Here is a 21,173-nt window from a genome sequence, read left to right as displayed (position 1 = left end):
GTTTTCAACGCACGGTTTACAGCAGGAACAGGGTCGCCAGCCCGAGGAAGATAAAGAAGCCGCCGGTATCGGTGATGGCGGTGATCATCACGCTGGCCCCCACCGCCGGGTCGCGGCCGAGGCGGGTCATGGTCATGGGGATGATGACCCCCATCAGGGCGGCCACCAGCAGGTTGAGCATCATGGCCAGGGTCATCACGGCGCCGAGCGCCGCATCCTGATAGAGCAGATAGGTGGCGATGCCCATGGTGCCGCCCCACACCAGCCCGTTGATAAAGGCGACGCCAAGTTCCCGCAGCAGCAGGAAGGAGAGGTTGCCTGCCTGAATGTGCTGCAGCGCCAGCGCCCGCACTATCATGGTGATGGTCTGGTTGCCGGTGTTGCCGCCGATCCCGGCGACGATGGGCATCAGGGCCGCCAGCGCCACCAGCTGGGAGATGGTGTGCTCGAACAGGCCGATCACCCGCGAGGCGACAAAGGCGGTGCAGAGGTTGATGGCAAGCCAGGCCCAGCGGGTCTTGACCGCCTTGGAGACGGGCGCGAATACGTCTTCATCCTCGCTGATACCCCCCATCCGGCGCAGGTCGGTATCACTCTCCTCATAGACCAGATCTACCACCTCTTCGACGGTGAGGCGGCCCATCAGCTTGCCCTTGCCATCCACCACGGCGGCGGAGAGAAGGTCATCCCGTTCGAAGGTGCGGGCCGCCGCTTCGTCGTTATCCTCCGGATCGAAGGTGACCGGATCCCGCTCCATCACATCGCTCACCAGAGTGGCGGGCTTGTGCAGCAGTACAGTGGTGAGGGCCAGCTCCCCCAGTAGGTGGTTGCGCCGATCGATGACGAACAGCTTGTCGGTGTTGGCGGGGATCTTGCCGCGCAGCCGCAGATAGCGCTGCACCGTGGCCAGACTCACCTCGGGGCGGATGGTGATGATCTCGAAGTCCATCATGGCGCCGACGGTGTGCTTGCCGTAGCGGATCACCTCCCGCACCCGATCCCGCTCGGCGGGGGCCATGTAGGTGAGCAGCCGCCCCATCAGGTTGCGTGGCAGGTACTGGCCCAGATAGATCTGGTCGTCGATATCCAGGGTGCGCAGGGCGTGCAGCAGCTCCTTGTCACTCATCCCGCTGATCAGGCTGTCCCACACCGTCTCCGACGCTTCGACCAGAATCTGGCCGCGCTTCTCCTCCTCCACCAGCGCCCACAGGGCATGACGCTCATCGGGCGGCAGCGATTCCAGCGCATCGGCGACGTCGGCGGCGGGCAACCCGTTGACCAGCGCAGTGAGTTCGCTGGTCTGATCGCGTTGCTCGGCATCCTGCACCACCTGCGGATCGAGCAGGCTGTCGGTGAGGGCATCATCGCGCAGCAGCAGGGTGAGAATGCGGGATCTGTCATCCGCGCGCTGCCGGGCGCTGTTTTTGATGGGAAGAGACATGAAGAGGTTCCTGAGCTGGTGGCCATAAGGCCGAATAGCCATAGGATAACAGACCTACCCCCTCTTGTTATGGGGAAGGACGGCCAGTGCAGCGGGCAGAAAAAACGCCTCGTGGAGGAGGCGTCTTGCTATGGAGTTGAGCGGTTCGCTTACAGGATCTTCAACCCCGCAGATTATGATCAGTCTGTTACAGAATAAAGCGGCTCAGATCTTCATCCTCGACAAGCGCACCGAGGTGGGCGTTGACGTAGTCGGTGTCGATGACAAAGGTCTCGCCGGACTTCTCGGAGGCGTCGTAGGAGATGTCTTCCATCAGGCGTTCCATCACGGTGTGCAGACGACGGGCACCGATGTTCTCGGTACGCTCGTTGACCTGCCAGGCCGCTTCGGCCAGACGGCGGATGCCATCCTTGGTGAACTCGATGTTGACCCCTTCGGTGGCCATCAGCGCCTTGTACTGGTCGGTCAGGGAGGCATTCGGTTCGGTCAGGATGCGCTCGAAGTCATCGGTGGTCAGCGCGGTCAGCTCGACCCGGATCGGCAGACGGCCCTGCAGCTCGGGGATGAGGTCAGACGGCTTGGCGATCTGGAAGGCGCCGGAGGCGACAAACAGGATGTGGTCGGTCTTGACCATGCCGTGCTTGGTGTTGACGGTGCAACCTTCAACCAGCGGAAGCAGGTCGCGCTGTACCCCTTCACGGGAGACATCGGGGCCCGAGCTCTCGCCGCGCTTGCAGATCTTGTCGATCTCGTCGAGGAAGACGATGCCGTTGTTCTCGACCGCGGCGATCGCTTTCTGCTTCAGCTCTTCCGGATTGACCAGACGGGCCGCTTCCTCTTCGATCAGCGCCTTCATGGCCTCTTTGACCTTGATCTTGCGCTTCTTCTTCTGGTTCTGGCCCAGGTTCTGGAACAGCCCCTGCAGCTGGTTGGCCATCTCTTCCATGCCCGGCGGGGTCATGATTTCGACACCCATCGGGGAGGCGGAGAGCTCCAGCTCGATCTCCTTGTCATCCAGCTGACCTTCCCGCAGTTTCTTGCGGAAGATCTGGCGGGTGTTGGAGTTATCGGCTTTCTCTTCTTCACCCCAGGTGTTGCGCGGGTTGGGCAGCAGGGCGTCGAGGATGCGCTCTTCGGCGGCTTCCTCGGCGCGGTATTTCATCTTCTCCATCTCGGTCTCGCGCACCAGTTTGATGGCGGCATCGGTCAGATCGCGGATGATGCTGTCCACTTCTTTGCCGACATAGCCCACTTCGGTGAACTTGGTCGCTTCCACCTTGATGAAGGGGGCGTTGGCCAGCTTGGCCAGACGACGGGCGATCTCGGTCTTGCCGACACCGGTCGGGCCGATCATCAGGATGTTTTTCGGGGTCACTTCATGGCGCATCTCTTCGTTGAGTTGCATCCGGCGCCAGCGGTTGCGCAGGGCAACGGCAACGGCGCGCTTGGCATCGGCCTGACCAATGATGTGACGATCCAGCTCGTGGACGATTTCTCTCGGGGTCATCTCGGACATGATGGTGTTCCTGTATCCGGGGCGGGCAGTGCCCACCCCTTGGGAAATTGGGTTTGGCTGGCGGCCTTATTTGGCGGCGTAGTCCAGCACTTCGATGGTGTGGTTGCCGTTGGTGAAGACGCAGATGTCGCCCGCAATCTTGAGGGACTTCTCGACAATGGTCCTGGCATCCAGCTCGGTGTTTTCCAGCAGCGCGATGGCGGCAGACTGGGCGAAGTTGCCGCCGCTGCCGATGGCGATGAGATCGTGCTCCGGCTGCACCACGTCACCGTTGCCGGTGATGATGAAGGATTTGTGTTCGTCGGCCACGGCCAGCAGCGCTTCGAGGCGGCGCAGGGCGCGATCGGTGCGCCAATCTTTGGCCAGCGCCACGGCGGCGCGCTCCAGATTACCCTGATGGGCCTGCAGTTTTGCTTCGAAACGTTCGAGCAGGGTGAAGGCGTCGGCGGTACCGCCAGCGAAACCGGCCAGCACCTTGCCGTTGTAGAGACGATGAACCTTGCGGGCGTTGCCCTTCATGACGGTGTTGCCAAGAGAGACCTGGCCATCGCCACCGATGACGACCTGACCGTTGCGGCGAACTGAAACTATGGTAGTCACTTTACTTACCTCGCTTGAGCCGAATGACGGCCTGACTGTGCATGGCAAGAAAGATGGGGATGGCAAACGGGCTTTTCAACCCTGCCTTTGGTCGGGATAAACGGGGTAGTAAAGAGCGTGGGTGCGAGTGACACCAAAAGAACAGGGCCGGGTGTTGCCACCCGGCCCTGCGTCATCGGTAAGCGTATTACCCTTTCTTGGGAATGCAGCCGCTGATGCCGGAGCTCTGCAGCTTGCTGTTGGCCGCGTCGGCGGCCGCCTTGCCGTTGAAGGGGCCCACCATCACCTTGTAGACGGTGCCGTTGGCGCCATTGATCACCTGCAGGCTGGAAGAGAGGCCGGCGGTGAAGGCGATACGTGCCTTGAGCGACTCTGCGGAATCCTGCGAGCGCAGGGCGGCGCACTGCATCATGTAGCGACCGCTGTCGGCGGCTGCGGTCTGGGCTGGCGGAGTGGCCGCTTTGGCCTTGGCCGCTTCGGCCCGCTCCCGTTCCAGCTCGGCACGGATCTCCCGCTCCATCCGTTCCCGTTCAGCCTTGCGGTCGATCACCTGCTCTTGCGCACTGGCAACCGGTGCACCCGAGGTGGAAGGGGTGGTCGCCGGATTGGGCTGATAGGGCTTGGGCTGGCCGATGGGCGTTCCCGGTTGGGGAATGTCGGTCGGCACCGGCTGCGGCAGCTTCTCCGGCTGCAGGGTCATGGTATCTGCCGGTGGTGGCGGCAGCACACCCGGCTGGGGCGGTGGCTCGATAACATCGACCTGCTTGTTCTCAAGCCGTTCGATGTAGCTCCACTTCTCCTGAGGCAGCCCGTTATTCTGCGCTTTTGGCTTGTTGGCCTTTACCTGCTCCTCAATGGTGGGGGCGTCGTTGCCCTTGCCATTGATCATGTAAAGGAAGCCACCAAAGCCAGCCAGCAGTGCCACGACCAGCAGCACTGGAATAACAGGAAAGCGGCGAGGGGCCGCTTTCTTGGTATTGCGGCCACCCGCCCGACGTCGCGGGCGGCTGCCGACATAATCCCGGGTTGCCATCTATTACATGCGCTCCAGGGTATGGATGCCCAGTACGCCGAGGCCCAGTTTCAGTACCTTGGCGGTGGCGGCGCACAGCAGCAGACGGCTCTGACGGGTTGCTTCGTCCACGCCATCCTTGTTGATCGGGCAGGCTTCATAGAAGGTCATGAAGTTGCCGGACAACTCGTACAGGTAGGTACAGAGCAGGTGCGGCATGCCTTTGTCGGCCACGCCGTTGACCGCGTCGGAGAACTGGATCAGCTTCTGGGCCAGCACCTCTTCGGCCTCTTCGTTCAGGGCCACGTTGCCGGTCAGCGTCTCGGCATCGATGTTGGCCTTGCGGAAGATGGACTGGATACGGGTGTAGGCGTACTGCAGGTAAGGGGCAGTGTTGCCTTCAAAGGAGAGCATCAGATCCCAGTCGAAGATATAGTCGGTGGTGCGGTTCTTGGAGAGATCCGCATACTTGACCGCGCCCATGGCGATGGCGTTGACCACATTGGCCTTCTCTTCGGCAGAGAGGTCGCTGTTGCGGCTCTCCAGCAGGGCGGCGGCGCGCTCTTCCGCTTCGTTCAGCAGATCAACCAGCTTGACGGTGCCACCGGAGCGGGTCTTGTAGGGACGGCCATCCTTGCCCAGCATCATGCCGAAGGCGTGGTGCTCAAGCGGCACTGATTCCGGCACATAGCCCGCCTTGCGGGTGATGGTCCAGGCCTGCATCAGGTGCTGGTGCTGACGGGAGTCGATGAAGTACATGACACGGTCGGCGCCCAGGGTCTCGTAACGGTATTTGGCACAGGCGATATCGGTGGTGGTGTAGAGGAAACCGCCATCGCTCTTCTGGATGATGACGCCCATGGCCTCGCCATCCTTGTTCTTGAACTCGTCCAGGAAGACAACGGTGGCGCCTTCGCTCTCGACCGCCAGCCCCTTGGCTTTCAGGTCGGCCACGATCTCCGGCAGCATGTCGTTGTACATGGACTCGCCCATGATGTCCTTGTTGGTCAGGGAGACATTCAGGCGGTCGTAGTTGATCTGGTTCTGTTCCATGGTCATGTCGACCAGCTTCTTCCACATGGTACGGCAGTACTCGTCGCCGCCCTGCAGCTTGACCACGTAGTTACGGGCGCGCTCGGCGAAGGCTTCGTCTTCGTCGTAGCAACGCTTGGCCTGGGTGTAGAAGGCTTCCAGATCCTTGAGTGCCATGTCGCTGGCGTGCTCGTTGGACATCTTTTCCAGATAGGCGATCAGCATGCCGAACTGGGTGCCCCAGTCACCGATGTGGTTGGCACGGATCACTTTGTGGCCGAGGAATTCCAGCGCGCGCGCAGCTACATCACCGAGTACGGTGGAGCGGATGTGGTGCACCGCCATCTCTTTGGCCACGTTGGGGGCGGAGTAGTCCACCACCACGGTTTGTGGCGCGGGCAACCGTACGTTGGCGTTGGCAGAGGTCACCATGGCCTCGACCTGACCGGCCAGCCAGCGCTGGTCGAAGAAGAAGTTGATGAAGCCGGGACCGGCGATCTCGACCTTGGCGATCAGGTCGGAGGCAGGCAGATGCTCGATGATGGCAGCCGCCAGCTCACGGGGATTCTTGCGGGCCGGTTTGGCCAGCAGCATGGCCAGGTTGGTAGCCAGGTCGCCGTGAGCTTTTTCCTTGCATCGGTCTACTTGCACGCGGGCTTCCAGGTCCGCCGGCAGGACGCCTGCTGACTTGAGATTGGCTACCGTTTGTTCAAGTAGATGATGAATATGCTCTTTCATAACTGACCACCAAGGTTGCGCGTCGAAAAATGACTGATATATAAGGGCGTGAATTTTACCCGCATCGGCCCGAGAAAACTATAGGGATGACCCGCCGCTCGCTGTCGGGCGGATATTTCACTGCGTTTGGCGCCATATTCCAGAATATTGGGCGGAAATTACGGTGCTTATCCATTTCTACTGCATATCGAAGCGGCTTGTCCAGGCTATTTTCCCCTGATTGTTAAGGGTTTTTCCTTTCCGCTGACGGGAATGATCTCCTCCCTCTGGCCCGGCGTATCAACAGAGGTTCCCAACCGAGGAGTTTGCGATGCGACTGGCACTGTTTCCCCTATCAGCCCACCTGCTGCCCGGCGGCATCATGCCGCTGCGGATCTTCGAGCCCAGATACCTGCGGATGGTGGCCGAAGCGGGGGAGGCGGGCTTTGCCCTCTGCATGGTGGATCCGCGCCAGCCCGACGCCCTGCGCAACATGCTGCCCATCGCCACCCGGGTCACCATCATCGATTTCGACCGGCTGCCGGACGGCATGCTGGGGATCACAGTGCAGGGGATGGAGCGGGTGCAGATAGAGGATCTGTGGCAGGAGCCCGATGGCCTGCGTATCGGCGAGGTGACGCCGCTGACGGCCTGGCCGCCCCGCCGGCTCCATCCCGATCAGCAGCCGCTGGTCGAGGCGCTGCGGGAGGTGTTTGCCGACTATCCCGACTACGCCGCCCTCTATCCCGCCCCCCGCTGGGACGATGGCAACTGGGTGGCCCAGCGCTGGCTGGAGGTGCTGCCGATCCCCCCTGAACAGAAACAACTGCTGCTGGCCTCCGCCGACAATCAGCCCGCCATCGCCCTGCTCAAGGGGGTGCTGGTGGCCAGCCACTGATTTTTTCCTGACCCGCTGATCCGCCACTGCCGCAGCGCCGTACAAGTCATCACCACAGCATGTTCGACAGCACACCAAAGGGATGGCGCAATGGCATATACTGGCCAACCACACTCGACCATACGCAGGACCTCGCCCGTGATGGATAACCCGGATGGCGACCTCAAATCTCTGCTGATCAGGGTGGCAGAGCAGGCCGACAAGGCTGCTTTTGCCCGCCTGTTCCAACACTTTGCGCCGCGCATTCGCAGCTACGGCCTGCGCCACCTCGGCAGCGAAGCCAACGCCATGGAGCTGGTGCAGGAGACCATGCTGCTTGTGTGGCAGAAGGCGCGCCTCTACCACCCCGAGAAGGGGGCACCGACCACCTGGATCTACACCGTGATGCGCAACCAGTGCTTCGACATGCTGCGCCGTCGTCGCGCCAGCAAGGAGGATCTCTGTGCCGAGGAGCTGTGGCCCGTGCTGGAGTTTCAGGCGGAAGAGGAGCACCTGAGCGGGGGTGAGGATGCGGTGCTGACTCGTCAGATGGCCCACTATCTGGGCACCCTGCCTGAGCCGCAACAGCAGGTGGTGCGTGGCATCTATCTGCAGGAGTTCTCCCAGCAGGAGCTGGCGGAGCGCCTTGGCGTGCCGCTCGGTACTATCAAGTCCCGTCTCCGGCTGGCGCTACAGAAACTGAAAGAGCAAGTGGAGCAAGGCCATGATTAAAGCCCATCCGACCGACCCTATGCTGCGCGCCTTCGCCGCCGACGAGCTCCCTCTGCCGCTGGCGGTGGGGCTCTCCGCCCACTGTGAACTCTGCCCCGATTGTGCTGCCCGACTAAAGACATTCGAAGAGGAGCTGGCGCAGCAATATCTTGCTTCGCCAGCAGAGCCCGAGCTGGCCTCCCGCGATGAAGTGGGACTGGACGCCGGATTCGACGCCATGCTGGCGGATATTCTGGCGCAGCCGCTGGCAGAGCCCCTCTCCGAGCCAACACATGACCAGCCCCGAGCCCAGCTCGGCGAGCTGGAGGTAGCCGGTCACGCCTACCGTTTGCCACGGGTGCTGGCCCGCTATCGTTCGCCCAAGTGGCGCCATATCGGGGCCATTCGTCAGCAGAGTCTGCCGCTGGACGAGATGGGGGCGCGCGCCAGCCTGCTCCATATCGAAGCGGGCGGTCGTATCCCCGAGCACACCCATCAGGGCTATGAGCTGACCCTGCTGCTGGCTGGCAATATTCAGGATGGCGATACCCTTTACAAGGCGGGAGATTTCATCTGGCGCGATGCCAGCCACTCCCACAGCCCGCATACGCCGGACGGTTGCCTCTGCTACACGGTGCAGGATGCGCCAGTGCAGTTCACCAAGGGGCTGTCACGGCTGCTGAATGGCATCAGCCAGCACCTTTACTAAGCACTATGACGCCATAGAAAAAGGGACCAGATTGGTCCCTTTTGTCATTTCATTGCTGGTTGCCGGTCAGGCAACAAACACCAGATAGACGGCGAATGCCACGATAAAGCGGTAGATGGCGAACGGGATAAAGTCGATGCGGCGGATCAATGTCAGGAAGGTCTTGATCGCAAACATCGCTACCACGAAGGCGGTGATAAAGCCCACAGCAAACATCGGGAAGTCGGCCATCGAGAGGAAATCGCGGCTCTTGTAGAGATCAAGCCCGCTGGCCGCCACCATCATGGGCACTGCCATGATGAAGGAGAACTCGGCGGCGGCGTGACGGCTGATCCCCATCAGCATGCCACCACTGATGGTGGCGCCGGAGCGGGAGAAGCCGGGCCACAGGGCGAGACACTGGAACAGACCGATGCCGAACGCCTGCTTGTAGCTGATGTCATCCAGGGTTTCAGCTGTGACGGCCGGGCGGAACTTCTCGGCGATGATGAGCAGGATGCCCCCCGCGACCAGCGCGTACATGACGGTCTGTGGGCCAAACAGGTTGGCCTTGATCCAGCTGTGGATGGCCAGACCGACCACGATGGCGGGCATCATGCCGAGGATGACATGCACCAGCGACAGGGTCGCGTGATCCCGGGACGGCTTCTGGCCAAAGTGGATGCCAATCAGGCCAAACAGGCGGCGCCAGAAGACGGCGACCACGGCGAGGATGGAGCCAAGCTGGATCACCACTTCGAAAGTGGCAGCCTTGGGCCCTTCAAAGCCCAGCAGATGGCCGACGATAATCATGTGGCCGGTGGAGGAGACGGGGAGGAACTCGGTCAGCCCCTCGACGACGCCCAGAATAAAGGCGACCAGCAGGCTATAAGTGTCAGTCATCGAACAAACAATCCTTAACTTCGTTGATGTAAAAACGCCCCGAAAGGGTCTCGGGGCGGCATATCTTGCTCGATTGTGACTGCTGAGGCTATGTAAAAATCATGAAACCTTTAAGTCAGTCGCGGATAAAGCGGTAGCGGGTCTGGTGGTGATAACGCCCGCCCGGCAGCAGCCAGGGGTTGCCCAGCTCGGGGCGATTGGGGCTGTCCGGCAGCTGTTGCGCCTCAAGACAGAAGCCGTCGTGATCCCGGTGTGACAGGCCGCTGCGGTTCGGGGTATTGGCCAACCAGTTGCCGGTATAGAACTGCAGCGAGGGCTGGTTGGTGTAGACCTCCATCGCCAGCTGTCTGTCACCCGATACCACGCGAGCGGCCCATTCTGATGTCGGGCCGTTGAGCACAAAGGCGTGATCGTACCCCTTGGCCTGTTGTTGCTGGGGATGGTTCAGCCAATCCTGGCCAATCAGGCGCTCGCGGCGCAGATCGAATGGCCCCTCCACCGGAGTGATGGTGATCGGCAAACCGTTCGGGTCGGTCGGCAGGAAGTGGTCGGCATTGATGCTGATGAGGTGGTCACGGACATCGCCGCCATCAGTTTGCCCATCGAGATTGAAGTAGGCGTGGCTGGTGAGGCTGACCGGGGTTGTGGCATTCGTGCTGGCCACAAAATCGACCACCAGATCGCTCTGCTCCAGCCGGTACTCCAGGGTGACCCGCAGATTGCCGGGAAATCCCTGATCCCCCGCCCGGGAGAGCAACGCCAGCTTGACCCGATCCGCCTCCAGCTCCCTGATTTGCCAGCGCTGGCGATGAAAGCCAGCCTGCCCGCCGTGCAGACAGTTGGGTGCCTGATTGGCATCCAGCGGCCAGCGCTGTCCATCACGCACCAGCTCGGCACCGCCGATGCGGTTGGCAAAGCGTCCTGCCACCGCGCCCAGCCACACCTGCTGGGTGGGATAGGCGTCGTCGGCACAGCCCAGCAGCACTTCACGCCGTTTGCCCGCTACCGGCAGGGTGAGGGAGGTGAGGGTTGCGCCGAAGTCGAGGCCGCGCAGGCGCAGCCCCTCCTCGTTTTCCAGTTCGAATGGCGTCATGGCGCTGCTCATAGCTTGCCTGCACCGGCGCTGGCAGAGCAGACGTAGCAGTCGGCCTTGAGGCCCGAGATGGCCGGATACTCTGCCTCGACGGCAGCGATCACCTCGGCCACCTTCTCCGGGCGCAGCAGGGCGACCACGCAGCCGCCGAAGCCGCCACCTGTCATCCGCACGCCGCCATCTGTGCCGATCCTGGCCTTGATGATCTCCACCAGACCGTCGATGGCGGGCACTGTGATCTCGAAGTCATCGCGCATGGCGGCGTGCGACTCGGCCATCAGCTTGCCGAGGCGGGTCAGGTCGTGGCTGGCCAGCGCATCGGCGGCCGCCAGGGTGCGGGCGTTTTCCCCTACGATGTGGCGGGCACGGCGGTAGCAGGCCTCATCCAGCCCGGCCTTGCCCGCTTCCAGTCCGGCCAGATCGAGATCGCGCAGCGCCTTGACCCCGTAGTGACGGGCGGCCTCTTCACACTGCTGGCGACGAGTGTTGTATTCGCTGTCCACCAGACCGCGGCGTACATTGGAGTTGACGATCAGCACCGCCAGATCGCTGGGCATGGGGATGAGGCGAGTCTCCAGCGAGCGACAGTCGAGCAGCAGGGCGTGGTCTGTTTTGCCGCTGGCGGAGATCATCTGATCCATGATGCCGCAGTTGCAGCCGACGAACTTGTTCTCCGCCTGCTGACCGTTGAGGGCGATCTCGGCCTGGCTGATGTCGAGCCCCAGCGCCTCCTTGAAGGCCTGACCGATGGCCACTTCCAGCGAGGCAGAGGAGGAGAGCCCCGCCCCCTGCGGCACGTTGCCGGAGACCACCAGATCGAGGCCGCGCAGGGCATAACCGCGCTCCTGCAGATACTTCACCACGCCGCGGATGTAGTCGCTCCAACGCTGGCTGGGGTGGTGCTCGATGGGCTGGTCGAGGTCGAACTGGTCGCGCTGGTTGTCGTAGTCGGCGGCGATCACCTGCACTTGCCGGTCATCGCGCAGGCCGATGGCAACGCAGGTCTCGTAGTCGATGGCGCAGGGCAGCACGAAGCCGTCGTTGTAGTCGGTATGTTCACCGATGAGGTTGACGCGGCCGGGGGCGCGCACCAGCAGATCGGGCGCTTTGGCAAATTGCTCGGCAAAAACGGTGCTGACGCGTTGGCTGGGGGTCATAAGGCCTCCTCATTGGTGTGGCTGGTCTGGGTGTAGTGAACGGGGCTCAGGGCACGCAGCCGCTCGGCAGCCTGCTCGGGGGTAAGGTCGCGCTGGGTTTCGGCCAGCATCTCGAAGCCAACCATGAATTTGCGCACGGTGGCGGAACGCAGCAGCGGCGGATAGAAGTGGGCATGCAGTTGCCACGCCTCGGGGCAATCCGATTTGGGCGGCGCAAAGTGCCAGCCCATGGAGTAGGGGAAGCTGCACTCGAACAGGTTGTCGTAGCGGCTGGTGAGCTCCTTGAGCGCCACCGCCAAATCCTGTTGCTGGGCCTTGGTCAGGTTGAGCATGGAGGGGACGTGCGCCTTGGGCAGCAGCAGGGTTTCGAACGGCCAGGCGGCCCAGAAGGGGACGACTGCAAGCCAGTGCTCGGTCTCTACCACGATGCGAGAGCGATCCGCCAGCTCCCGCTCCACATACTCCAGCAGCATGGGGCGGCCATGCTCCGCCAGCCAGTCGCGCTGGTGCTGCTCTTCGCGGGCGATCTCGTTGGGCAGGAAGTTGCTGCCCCAGATCTGGCCGTGGGGGTGCGGGTTGGAGCAGCCCATGACTGCCCCTTTGTTTTCAAAGACCTGCACCCACTGCCACTGGGCCGACAGCTCGGCGACCTGATCCATCCAGGTGGTGATCACCCCCTCGATGGCGGGCAGCGGCAGCTCGGGCAGGGTCTTGCCGTGGTCCGGCGAGAAGCAGATGACCCGGCTGGTGCCGCGGGCGGCTTCCAGCTTCAGCAGGGGATCGCTGGCGCTATTGGCGGCCGGGGTATCCTGCATCAGGGCGGCGAAGTCGTTGGTAAAAACGAAGGTGCCCTTGTAGTCGGGGTTGATGTCGCCGGTGACCCGGGTGTTGCCCGCGCAGAGGAAACAGTCGGGATCGTGGGCCTGTTTGGGGGCCTGACTCACCTTCTCCACCTGTCCCTGCCAGGGGCGTTTGGCCCGGTGGGGGGAGACCAGCACATACTGGCCGGTCAGCGGGTTGAAGCGGCGATGGGGATGATCGACGGGGTTGAACATCATCTCTCCTGAATAAGGTATTGAAAAATAGGGTCGTCTATTAACAGGGAGCAGGCAGGCCTACTCTTCGTAACCGTTCGGATTGGCGGATTGCCAGCGCCAGCTGTCGGCGCACATGGCGTCGATGTTGCGGGTCGCCCGCCAGCCCAGCTCGCGCTCGGCCTTGGCCGGATCGGCCCAGCAGGCGGCGATGTCGCCCGGGCGGCGCGGTTCGATGCGAAACGGCAGCGGCTTGCCACAGGCAGCAGAGAAAGCGGCGACCAGCTGCAACACGCTCTGGCCCTGGCCGGTGCCCAGGTTGTAGGTGTGCACGCCACCCTTGTCGGCGCAGTGTTGCAGTGCCTTGACGTGCCCCTCGGCGAGATCCATCACGTGGATGTAGTCGCGCACGCCGGTGCCATCAACAGTTGGGTAATCGTTTCCAAAGACCGACAGGCAGTCGCGACGGCCGATGGCGACCTGGGTGATATAGGGCATCAGATTGTTGGGAATGCCTTGCGGGTCTTCACCCATGGTGCCCGATTCGTGGGCGCCGACCGGATTGAAGTAGCGCAGCAGGGTCATGCTCCAGTGGGGTTCGGCCAGCTGCAGATCTTCGAGGATCTCCTCGATGATCAGCTTGGATCGCCCGTAAGGGTTGGTGGCGCTGCGAGGGAAATCCTCGCGGATCGGCAGGCTGGCGGGATCGCCGTAGACGGTGGCCGAAGAGCTGAACACCAGATTGTGCACGCCAGCCCGCTTCATCGCCTGTAGCAGAGTGAGGGTGCCGCCGAGGTTGTTTTCGTAGTAATCCAGTGGAATGCGGGTCGATTCACCGACCGCCTTGAGGGCGGCAAAGTGGATCACCGCGTCGATCTGCTGCTCGGCGAAGATCCGGTCCAGCAGAGCCCCATCGCGAATATCCCCTTGATAGAACAAGGGTTGCAGGCCGCTGATGGCGGCGACTCGGGCCAGCACGCTGCGCTTGCTGTTGCCGAGGTTGTCGACCACCACGGGATTCATGTCTGCCGCTTGCAGGGCCAGACAGGTGTGGCTGCCGATATATCCGCAACCGCCGGTGACCAGAACGTTCATCTTGCTCTCCACTGAAAAAGTGTCTGGAAGCAGTCTAGCCGAGGGTGTGGCGACCAAACTGTGAGCTTGCTTGCAAAACAGTGTAAACGATTACACTGTTTTTATGGTCATCCTGACGGCAGATATGCGTTTCACCCCTGTTTTCAATGGGTTTGCTGGGTATAATGGCGCTCTATTGCACAGTGAAAGAAGTGAAAACAGCATGAGCACCATCAAGGATGTCGCCCGTTTGGCCAATGTGTCGGTGGCAACGGTTTCACGGGTGATGAACAACTCCCCCAAGGCCAGTGCCGCGTCTCGCGAAGTGGTGCAGAAGGCCATGGCCGAACTGGGCTACACCCCCAACGCCAACGCGCGGGCACTGGTGAGCCAGACTTGCGACACCATGGGGGTGGTGGTCGGTGATGTAGCCGATCCCTTCTTCGGTGCACTGGTGAAGGGGGTCTCCGGCGTGGCCGTCGAGCAGAACCTTCACCTGCTGATGGGTAACGGTTTTCACAAGGCGCGTCAGGAGCGTGAAGCGATCGAGCTGCTGATCGGCAAGCGTTGCGAGGCGCTGGTGGTGCACAGCAAGGCGCTGAGCGACGAGGAACTTTACGATTACGCCATGCGGGTGCCCGGTATGGTACTGATCAACCGCGATATTCCGGCCCTCAGGGGACGCTGCATCGCTCTCAACAACCGGCTGGGGGCGGCTACGGCGACTCGCCACCTGATCGAACTGGGTCACCGCCATATCGCCTTTATCAGCTCGGATCACGCCATCGAGGATGCCACCTTGCGTCTGCAGGGGTATCAGGATGGGCTGATGGAAGCCGGTCTGGCAGCCGATCCCGAGCTTATCGAGAGTGGCACCCCGAACGAGGAGGGGGGCGAGCGCGCCATGCTCAACCTGTTGGCCAAGGGGCTCAAGGTGACCGCCGTGGTGGCCTATAACGATGCCATGGCGGCGGGCGCCATCTCGGTGCTGGCGGACAACGGCCTGCGAGTGCCGGAGGAGGTTTCGGTGGTGGGCTTCGATGACATCATCTATGCCAGATACCTGAGGCCCAAGCTCTCCACCATGCGCTATCCCATCGAGTTGATGGCGGCCCAGGCGGCCAAGCTGGCCATTCAGCTGGCGGCGGGGGAGAGTGACGCGACCCAGAGCAGGATCTATACCCCCACCCTGATCAATCGCCACTCGGTGGCACCGGTTCGGGCTGGATAGCCCCCTTTTACGGCCCTGTTCGGGGCCGTTTCTTGCATAGTTATTGTTTTACCTGTTTTTAATCATTTTTACTCCGCTTTACTTAACAAAATCAGTGTAATCGTTTACATCTGTGTGAGCGAGATCGCCGTTCCCTGCGTCATACTTCTCTAGACTGAATACGTTTTCCAATCAGCAGGGAGAGAGTGAATGCTCAGGGAGATAGTGGCGCGTCAGGATTGGCAGACTCAGGCTATTACGTCGGTAAATCGGCTGGCAGCCCATGCCCCCATGTTCAGCTGGCGCAGCGAAGCGGATGCCAGGGGTGATCTGGCCTCTTCCTCCCGTCTCTTGCTCGATGGCGAGTGGCGCTTCTCCTTCTTTGCCGCTCCCGAATTGGTGCCCGAGAGCTGGCTGGCGCAGGATCTGGTGGATGCTTGCCCCATTACAGTGCCGGGTAACTGGCAGCTGGATGCCGCCTATCCGGCTGCGCGGCCGCTCACCGATGGCCCCATCTACACCAATATCAAATACCCCTTTCCCTGCGATCCGCCCCGGGTGCCAGCAGAGAACCCCACCGGTTGCTACTCCCGCGAGTTCGATCTGCCCGCCGGCTGGCTGGCAAGCGGTCAGAGCCGGATCATCTTCGACGGGGTAAGCAGTGCCTTCCACCTCTTCTGCAACGGCCGCTGGGTAGGTTACTCCCAGGACAGCCGGCTGCCCGCCGAATTCGATCTGACCCCATATCTGCAGAGCGGTCGCAACCGGTTGGCGGTGCTGGTGCTGCGCTGGTCCGACGGCTCCTATCTGGAAGATCAGGATATGTGGTGGCTGTCGGGGATCTTCCGCTCCGTCAGCCTGTTGCACAAACCGTCCCGCCATCTGATGGATATGCGGGTGACGCCTGAGCTGGATGCCTGCTATCGGGGTGGCCGTCTCAAGATTGCCCTGCAGGTGGCCAATGGGGCTGGCCTGTCAGTGGAGGCCAATCTCTATGACGGCGTTGAGCGCGTTGCGACCCTGCGTCAGCCGATCGGCACGCAAGCGATTGACGAAAAAGGGGCTTACGACGATCGTGCCGAGCTGTGGCTCGACGTGGTTGCGCCGCGCAAGTGGAGCGCCGAGACGCCCCATCTCTATCGCCTGACCCTGACCCTGCTGGACGAGCAGGGTCAGGCCATCGAGAGCGAAGCGTGCGATGTGGGCTTTAGGGTGGTGGAGATCCGTGGTGGCCTGCTGCGGGTCAACGGTCAGCCGCTGCTTGTTCGCGGTGCCAACCGTCATGAACACCATCCCGCCAAGGGTTATGCCATCGATCGCGCCACCATGGAGCGGGATCTGCTGCTGATGAAGCGGCACAACTTCAATGCGGTGCGCTGTTCCCACTATCCCAACCACCCCGACTTCTATCGCCTCTGCGATCGACTCGGTCTCTATGTGGTGGACGAGGCGAATCTGGAGACCCACGGCATGACCCCCATGGGGCGGCTGGCGCGGGATCCCGCCTGGAGCAATGCCTTTCTGGAGCGGGCGACCCGCATGGTGGCACGGGATTTCAACCACCCCTCCATCATCATCTGGTCGCTCGGCAACGAGTCGGGTTACGGCCCGGCCCATGATGCCATGTATGGCTGGATCAAGCGCAGCGACCCGAGCCGTCCGGTGCAGTACGAGGGGGGAGGGGCCGATACCCCGGCTACCGACATCATCTGCCCCATGTATGCCAGAACCCATCAGGATCAACCCTTTCCTGCGGTGCCCAAGTGGGCGCTGGCCAAGTGGATCGGCCTGCCCGGCGAGCATCGGCCGTTGATCCTCTGCGAATATGCCCACGCCATGGGCAACAGCCTGGGGGGCTACGCCCACTACTGGCAGGCGTTTCGCGATCATCCACGCCTGCAAGGCGGGTTTGTCTGGGATTGGGTCGATCAGGGGCTCGACAAATACACCGCCGATGGTCGCCACTACTGGGGCTACGGCGGCGACTTCGGTGATGTGCAAAACGATCGCCAGTTCTGCTGCAACGGTCTGCTGTTCCCGGATCGCACCCCCCATCCTGCCCTGTTCGAGGCAAAGCGTGCCCAGCAGCCGTTCCGCTTCACCCTGCTCGAGCACACCCCGCTGCGGGTGCGGATCGAGAGCGAATACCTGTTCCGGGAAACCGACAACGAGCGGCTTTGCTGGCAGCTGTGCGAGAACGGCCATGTGCAGCAGCAGGGGGAGGTTTCCCTTGAGCTGGCGCCACAGGGAGTGGTCGAGTTGACCCTGAGCGAGAGGCTGCCTCCCTTTGCGGCAGGCTCACTGGCCTGGCTCGATCTGGCCATCGTTCAGCCGCAGGCCACCCCTTGGTCGCAGGCGGGTCACAAGGTCGCCCGTCAGCAGTTCACCCTGCCGAGCCCCCTTGCCCTGCCAGCGCCGGTCGCTGCCGCTACCCTGAGCGAGCAGCCGGATGGCTGGCGGATCACTGCCTCAAACAGCCAGTGGTGGCTCGACAAGCAGAGCGGTCGCATCACCAGTTGGCAAAAATCGGGGCAGGAGCAGTTGCTGGCGCCGATCATGGATCACTTCTATCGCGCACCGCTCGACAACGACATTGGCACCAGCGAAGCGGATCACGCCGACCCCAACTCCTGGATTGCTCGCTGGCAGGGCTGTGGCCTCGGTCAGTGGCAGCACCGCTGTCTGGGGATCGCGGTCGTCGGAGGGGATATCCGGGTCAGCCATGGTTACTTCCACCACGATGAGCTGCTGCTGGTGAGTCACTGGCATCACCACTTTACCGACGATGGCGCCATGAGCCTGGAGATAGAAACCGAGCTGGCACAGGTGCTGCCGTCGCTGCCGCGGATCGGTCTGCTGCTTCATCTGGCCGAGGTACCGGCGCGAGCCGAATGGTTGGGACGCGGCCCGCACGAGAACTATCCGGATCGCCTGCTGGGCGCCGATCTGGGGCGCTGGAGTCTGCCGCTGGAGGCGATGCATACCCCTTACATTTTCCCGAGTGACAACGGCTTGCGCTGTGATACCCGCCAGTTGCAGCTGGGCAGCACGACGGTGAACGGCAGCTTCCATTTCAGTGCCAGCCGCTTCAGTCAGCAGCAGCTGGCCGCCGCCCGTCACCAGAGCGATCTGGTGGCCGAAGAGGGGCTGTGGGTTTGCCTCGATGGCGCCCATATGGGGGTGGGCGGGGATGACTCCTGGAGCCAGAGCGTGCGTCCCGAGTATCAACTGCTTGAGCGCCGTTACCGTTGGGGCTGCACTCTCCGTTAAGCCAGCTATGGAGGCGACTGTCGAGCCAGTGCGCCATTTTGACAACAGACCAGTAACGACTAGCCTCAATGCAGTGGGAAAGATTGAGTCTCAAATCTGATTTTTATTTATATGTATTTGAAAAATAAATATAAAGTTTCAATGTAACAGAGTGTAAACGTTTTCATTTTGTCGTCATGATCACAGAAGAAATGACAACAAACTGATTACATTGATTGGCGCTTGCTCAATTGCTCGCCACCCTACAACACAGATAGACACATCGGAGCACACATAATGAAAAAACTGACCACAGTTGCCGCCCTGCTGATGGGCATGATGGCTGGAGCCAATGCCCAGGCTGACACCCGTATCGGGGTAACCGTCTACAAGTACGACGACAACTTCATGGCGGTCGTGCGCAAGGCCATCGAGAAGGAGGCGGCAGCCACTCCGGGGGTGGAACTGCTGATGAACGACTCCCAGAACGACCAGTCCAAGCAGAACGACCAGATCGACGTGCTGCTGGCCAAAGGGGTGAAGGCGCTGGCCATCAACCTGGTTGACCCGGCTGCGGCACCGGTGGTGATTGAGAAAGCCCGTGGCGAAGATATCCCGGTGGTCTTCTACAACAAGGAGCCGAGCGCTACCGATCTGGCCAGCTACGACAAGGCCTACTACGTGGGCACCGACTCCAAGGAGTCAGGGATCATCCAGGGTCAGCTGATTGCCAAACACTGGAAAGCCCATCCGGAGTGGGACCTGAACAAGGATGGCGTGATCCAGTTCGTGCTGCTGAAAGGGGAGCCGGGCCACCCGGATGCCGAAGCGCGCACCTCCTACGTGGTCAAGACCCTGAACGATGGCAGCGTCAAGACCGAGCAACTGCACATGGATACCGGTATGTGGGATACCGCTATGGCGAAAGACAAGATGGATGCCTGGATCTCCGGCCCCAACGCCAACAAGATCGAAGTGGTCATCGCCAACAACGACGGCATGGCAATGGGTGCAGTCGAGTCACTGAAAGCCCAGGGCAAGACTGCCATTCCGGTATTCGGCGTCGATGCGCTGCCGGAAGCGCTGGCCATGGTCAAGAGCGGTGTCATGGCGGGTACCGTGCTGAACGATGCGGCCAACCAGGCCAAGGCCACCTTCGAGCTGACCAAGAACCTGGCTGAAGGCAAACCGGCCGGTGAAGGCACCAAGTGGAATATCGTCGACAAGGTAGTGCGTGTTGCCTACGTCGGTGTGGATAAAGACAACCTGTCCCAATTCGAGTAATTCCCTCCTCCAGGGCAAGGGAGATCCCCTTGCCCTTTTTTCAACCAGATGTGATGGCTGATATGACAACACAGCAACAATCAGAATGGCTGTTGGAGATGATTGACGTCAGTAAGAGCTTTCCCGGCGTCAAGGCACTCGATAATGTCAATTTACGGGTCCGTCCTCATTCTGTGCATGCGTTGATGGGCGAGAACGGAGCGGGAAAATCCACACTGCTCAAGTGCCTGTTCGGCATTTACGAGAAGGATCAGGGCAAGATCTTCTTCAAGGGGCAGGAGATCAACTTCACCTCCTCCAAAGAGGCGCTGGAAAATGGCGTCTCCATGGTGCATCAGGAGCTCAACCTGGTGCTGCAGCGTACCGTGATGGACAACATGTGGCTCGGCCGCTACCCCACCAAGGGGTGGTTTATCGACCACGGCAAGATGTATGACGACACCAAGCGCATCTTCGATGAGCTGGATATCGACATCGACCCCAAGGTGAAGGTCGCGACCCTGTCGGTCTCCCAGATGCAGATGATCGAGATCGCCAAGGCGTTCTCCTACGACGCCAAGATCGTCATCATGGACGAACCCACCTCCTCCCTGACCGAGAAAGAGGTGAACCACCTCTTCAAGATCATCAACAAGTTGAAGGAGAAGGGGTGCGGCATCGTCTACATCTCTCACAAGATGGAGGAGATCTTCCAGCTCTGTGACGAGATCACCATATTGCGGGATGGCCAGTGGGTGGCAACCCAGCCGCTCAAGGGCATGACCATGGATCAGATCATCGGGATGATGGTCGGCCGTGAACTGACCCAGCGTTTCCCGGAAAAAACCAACCAGCCGAAAGAGGTGATCCTCGAGATCGAACACCTGACGGCGAAGAACCAGCCCTCCATTCAGGATGTGACCTTCAACCTGCACAAGGGGGAGATCCTCGGCATCGCCGGACTGGTGGGGGCCAAGCGCACCGATATCGTCGAGACCCTGTTCGGTATTCGCGATCGCAGCCAGGGCAGCATCAAGCTGCACGGCAAAGAGGTGGCCAACCACAACGCCCACGAAGCGATCCGCAACGGCTTTGCGCTGGTGACGGAAGAGCGCCGCTCCACCGGTATCTACTCCCGGCTCGATATCGCCTTCAACTCCCTGATCGCCAACATGGACAGCTACAAGGGCTCCATGGGGCTGCTCAGCGACAACAAGATGAAGAGCGATACCCAGTGGGTGATCGACTCCATGCGGGTCAAGACGCCGACCCAGCAGACCCAGATCGGTTCCCTCTCCGGGGGCAACCAGCAGAAGGTGATCATCGGTCGCTGGCTGCTGACCCAGCCGGAGATCCTGATGCTCGACGAGCCCACCCGCGGCATCGACGTCGGGGCCAAGTTCGAGATCTACCAGCTCATCCTGGAGCTGGCGAAGAAGGACAAGGGGATCATCATCATCTCGTCAGAGATGCCGGAATTGCTGGGGATCACCGACCGCATCATGGTGATGAGCAATGGCCGGGTCGCCGGGATCGTCAATACCAAAGAAACTGACCAGAGCGAGATACTGCGCCTGGCATCTCTGTACCTCTAGA

General features: G+C 61.4%; 17 protein-coding genes. 7 read left to right on the top strand and 10 right to left on the bottom strand.

The window, feature by feature from the left end; translation table 11 throughout:
- Nucleotides 1-16 precede the first annotated feature (16 nt).
- The 5 genes from mgtE to argS form a co-directional block, all read right to left on the bottom strand.
- Nucleotides 17-1,441: a magnesium transporter gene (mgtE, locus tag I6L46_RS16380; RefSeq protein WP_005340782.1), complete on the bottom strand. Its 1,425-nt coding sequence runs from the start codon at nt 1,439-1,441 to the stop codon at nt 17-19.
- Between the two features lie 187 nt (nt 1,442-1,628).
- A complete protein-coding gene (gene hslU, locus I6L46_RS16375) occupies nt 1,629-2,957 on the bottom strand; it encodes an HslU--HslV peptidase ATPase subunit (protein ID WP_005340773.1) in 1,329 nt (442 codons plus the stop codon).
- Nucleotides 2,958-3,023: 66 nt separating this feature from the next.
- Nucleotides 3,024-3,557: an ATP-dependent protease subunit HslV gene (hslV, locus tag I6L46_RS16370; RefSeq protein ID WP_005342555.1), complete on the bottom strand. Its 534-nt coding sequence runs from the start codon at nt 3,555-3,557 to the stop codon at nt 3,024-3,026.
- Between the two features lie 187 nt (nt 3,558-3,744).
- Nucleotides 3,745-4,590 carry an SPOR domain-containing protein gene (locus tag I6L46_RS16365; protein ID WP_115544233.1) on the bottom strand — a complete coding sequence of 282 codons (846 nt, stop codon included), beginning with the start codon at nt 4,588-4,590 and terminating at the stop codon, nt 3,745-3,747.
- A gap of 3 nt (nt 4,591-4,593) precedes the next feature.
- The gene (argS, locus tag I6L46_RS16360; RefSeq protein WP_216976357.1) at nt 4,594-6,339 is read right to left on the bottom strand and encodes an arginine--tRNA ligase; all 1,746 of its coding nucleotides are present in this window, start codon (nt 6,337-6,339) and stop codon (nt 4,594-4,596) included.
- Nucleotides 6,340-6,649: 310 nt separating this feature from the next.
- Here argS and I6L46_RS16355 point away from each other — a divergent pair, with 310 nt between their 5' ends.
- From I6L46_RS16355 to I6L46_RS16345, 3 genes are all read left to right on the top strand, one after another.
- Nucleotides 6,650-7,216: an LON peptidase substrate-binding domain-containing protein gene (locus I6L46_RS16355; RefSeq protein WP_216976355.1), complete on the top strand. Its 567-nt coding sequence runs from the start codon at nt 6,650-6,652 to the stop codon at nt 7,214-7,216.
- Nucleotides 7,217-7,357: 141 nt separating this feature from the next.
- Nucleotides 7,358-7,927, top strand: a complete 570-nt coding sequence (locus I6L46_RS16350) for a sigma-70 family RNA polymerase sigma factor (RefSeq protein ID WP_005355542.1) — start codon at nt 7,358-7,360, stop codon at nt 7,925-7,927.
- Nucleotides 7,920-8,615 carry a ChrR family anti-sigma-E factor gene (locus I6L46_RS16345; protein WP_216976352.1) on the top strand — a complete coding sequence of 232 codons (696 nt, stop codon included), beginning with the start codon at nt 7,920-7,922 and terminating at the stop codon, nt 8,613-8,615. The genes I6L46_RS16350 and I6L46_RS16345 overlap by 8 nt, the downstream gene beginning before the upstream one ends.
- A 66-nt stretch (nt 8,616-8,681) precedes the next feature.
- Here the strand turns inward: I6L46_RS16345 and bacA are convergent, their stop codons facing one another.
- The 5 genes from bacA to galE form a co-directional block, all read right to left on the bottom strand.
- A complete protein-coding gene (gene bacA, locus I6L46_RS16340; RefSeq protein WP_005355537.1) occupies nt 8,682-9,497 on the bottom strand; it encodes an undecaprenyl-diphosphate phosphatase in 816 nt (271 codons plus the stop codon).
- 115 nt (nt 9,498-9,612) lie between these two features.
- Entirely contained in the window at nt 9,613-10,602 is a 990-nt protein-coding gene (galM, locus tag I6L46_RS16335; protein WP_216976350.1) for a galactose-1-epimerase, read from the bottom strand.
- Complete coding sequence (gene galK / locus I6L46_RS16330; protein WP_216976349.1) at nt 10,599-11,747, bottom strand: galactokinase; 1,149 nt, start codon at nt 11,745-11,747, stop codon at nt 10,599-10,601. Before galK ends, galM begins: the two co-directional genes overlap by 4 nt.
- The gene (locus tag I6L46_RS16325) at nt 11,744-12,802 is read right to left on the bottom strand and encodes a UDP-glucose--hexose-1-phosphate uridylyltransferase (RefSeq protein ID WP_216976347.1); all 1,059 of its coding nucleotides are present in this window, start codon (nt 12,800-12,802) and stop codon (nt 11,744-11,746) included. The genes galK and I6L46_RS16325 overlap by 4 nt, the downstream gene beginning before the upstream one ends.
- A gap of 60 nt (nt 12,803-12,862) precedes the next feature.
- A complete protein-coding gene (galE, locus tag I6L46_RS16320; RefSeq protein ID WP_216976345.1) occupies nt 12,863-13,876 on the bottom strand; it encodes a UDP-glucose 4-epimerase GalE in 1,014 nt (337 codons plus the stop codon).
- Between the two features lie 202 nt (nt 13,877-14,078).
- On the opposite strand from galE, the gene I6L46_RS16315 reads away from it, so the two are divergent.
- The 4 genes from I6L46_RS16315 (at nt 14,079) to mglA (ending at nt 21,172) form a co-directional block, all read left to right on the top strand.
- Nucleotides 14,079-15,086 (top strand): substrate-binding domain-containing protein, encoded by a 1,008-nt coding sequence (locus tag I6L46_RS16315; RefSeq protein WP_042081762.1) that lies wholly within the window; start codon nt 14,079-14,081, stop codon nt 15,084-15,086.
- Between the two features lie 189 nt (nt 15,087-15,275).
- Entirely contained in the window at nt 15,276-18,335 is a 3,060-nt protein-coding gene (locus I6L46_RS16310; protein ID WP_216976343.1) for a beta-galactosidase, read from the top strand.
- Nucleotides 18,336-18,611: 276 nt separating this feature from the next.
- Nucleotides 18,612-19,598, top strand: coding sequence for a galactose/glucose ABC transporter substrate-binding protein MglB (gene mglB / locus I6L46_RS16305; protein WP_216976341.1), 987 nt, complete (start codon nt 18,612-18,614; stop codon nt 19,596-19,598).
- A gap of 53 nt (nt 19,599-19,651) precedes the next feature.
- Nucleotides 19,652-21,172: a galactose/methyl galactoside ABC transporter ATP-binding protein MglA gene (mglA, locus tag I6L46_RS16300; RefSeq protein ID WP_041234376.1), complete on the top strand. Its 1,521-nt coding sequence runs from the start codon at nt 19,652-19,654 to the stop codon at nt 21,170-21,172.
- Nucleotide 21,173: the final 1 nt, after the last annotated feature.

Origin of the sequence: Aeromonas sp. FDAARGOS 1416 (assembly GCF_019048085.1) — a bacterium.
GTDB lineage: Bacteria > Pseudomonadota > Gammaproteobacteria > Enterobacterales > Aeromonadaceae > Aeromonas > Aeromonas veronii.
The sequence above is the reverse complement of the archived record's forward strand: the minus strand, read 5'-3'. Positions and strand labels throughout refer to the sequence as shown.

What these genes read in the sequence shown, in the direction of transcription:
- mgtE (WP_005340782.1), bottom strand. Translation starts at nt 1,441, where the DNA reads ATGTCTCTTCCCATCAAAAACAGCGCCCGGCAGCGCGCGGATGACAGA.
- hslU (WP_005340773.1), bottom strand. Translation starts at nt 2,957, where the DNA reads ATGTCCGAGATGACCCCGAGAGAAATCGTCCACGAGCTGGATCGTCAC.
- I6L46_RS16365 (WP_115544233.1), bottom strand. Translation starts at nt 4,590, where the DNA reads ATGGCAACCCGGGATTATGTCGGCAGCCGCCCGCGACGTCGGGCGGGT.
- argS (WP_216976357.1), bottom strand. Translation starts at nt 6,339, where the DNA reads ATGAAAGAGCATATTCATCATCTACTTGAACAAACGGTAGCCAATCTC.
- I6L46_RS16355 (WP_216976355.1), top strand. Translation starts at nt 6,650, where the DNA reads ATGCGACTGGCACTGTTTCCCCTATCAGCCCACCTGCTGCCCGGCGGC.
- I6L46_RS16350 (WP_005355542.1), top strand. Translation starts at nt 7,358, where the DNA reads ATGGATAACCCGGATGGCGACCTCAAATCTCTGCTGATCAGGGTGGCA.
- I6L46_RS16345 (WP_216976352.1), top strand. Translation starts at nt 7,920, where the DNA reads ATGATTAAAGCCCATCCGACCGACCCTATGCTGCGCGCCTTCGCCGCC.
- bacA (WP_005355537.1), bottom strand. Translation starts at nt 9,497, where the DNA reads ATGACTGACACTTATAGCCTGCTGGTCGCCTTTATTCTGGGCGTCGTC.
- galM (WP_216976350.1), bottom strand. Translation starts at nt 10,602, where the DNA reads ATGAGCAGCGCCATGACGCCATTCGAACTGGAAAACGAGGAGGGGCTG.
- galK (WP_216976349.1), bottom strand. Translation starts at nt 11,747, where the DNA reads ATGACCCCCAGCCAACGCGTCAGCACCGTTTTTGCCGAGCAATTTGCC.
- I6L46_RS16325 (WP_216976347.1), bottom strand. Translation starts at nt 12,802, where the DNA reads ATGTTCAACCCCGTCGATCATCCCCATCGCCGCTTCAACCCGCTGACC.
- galE (WP_216976345.1), bottom strand. Translation starts at nt 13,876, where the DNA reads ATGAACGTTCTGGTCACCGGCGGTTGCGGATATATCGGCAGCCACACC.
- I6L46_RS16315 (WP_042081762.1), top strand. Translation starts at nt 14,079, where the DNA reads ATGAGCACCATCAAGGATGTCGCCCGTTTGGCCAATGTGTCGGTGGCA.
- I6L46_RS16310 (WP_216976343.1), top strand. Translation starts at nt 15,276, where the DNA reads ATGCTCAGGGAGATAGTGGCGCGTCAGGATTGGCAGACTCAGGCTATT.
- mglB (WP_216976341.1), top strand. Translation starts at nt 18,612, where the DNA reads ATGAAAAAACTGACCACAGTTGCCGCCCTGCTGATGGGCATGATGGCT.
- mglA (WP_041234376.1), top strand. Translation starts at nt 19,652, where the DNA reads ATGGCTGATATGACAACACAGCAACAATCAGAATGGCTGTTGGAGATG.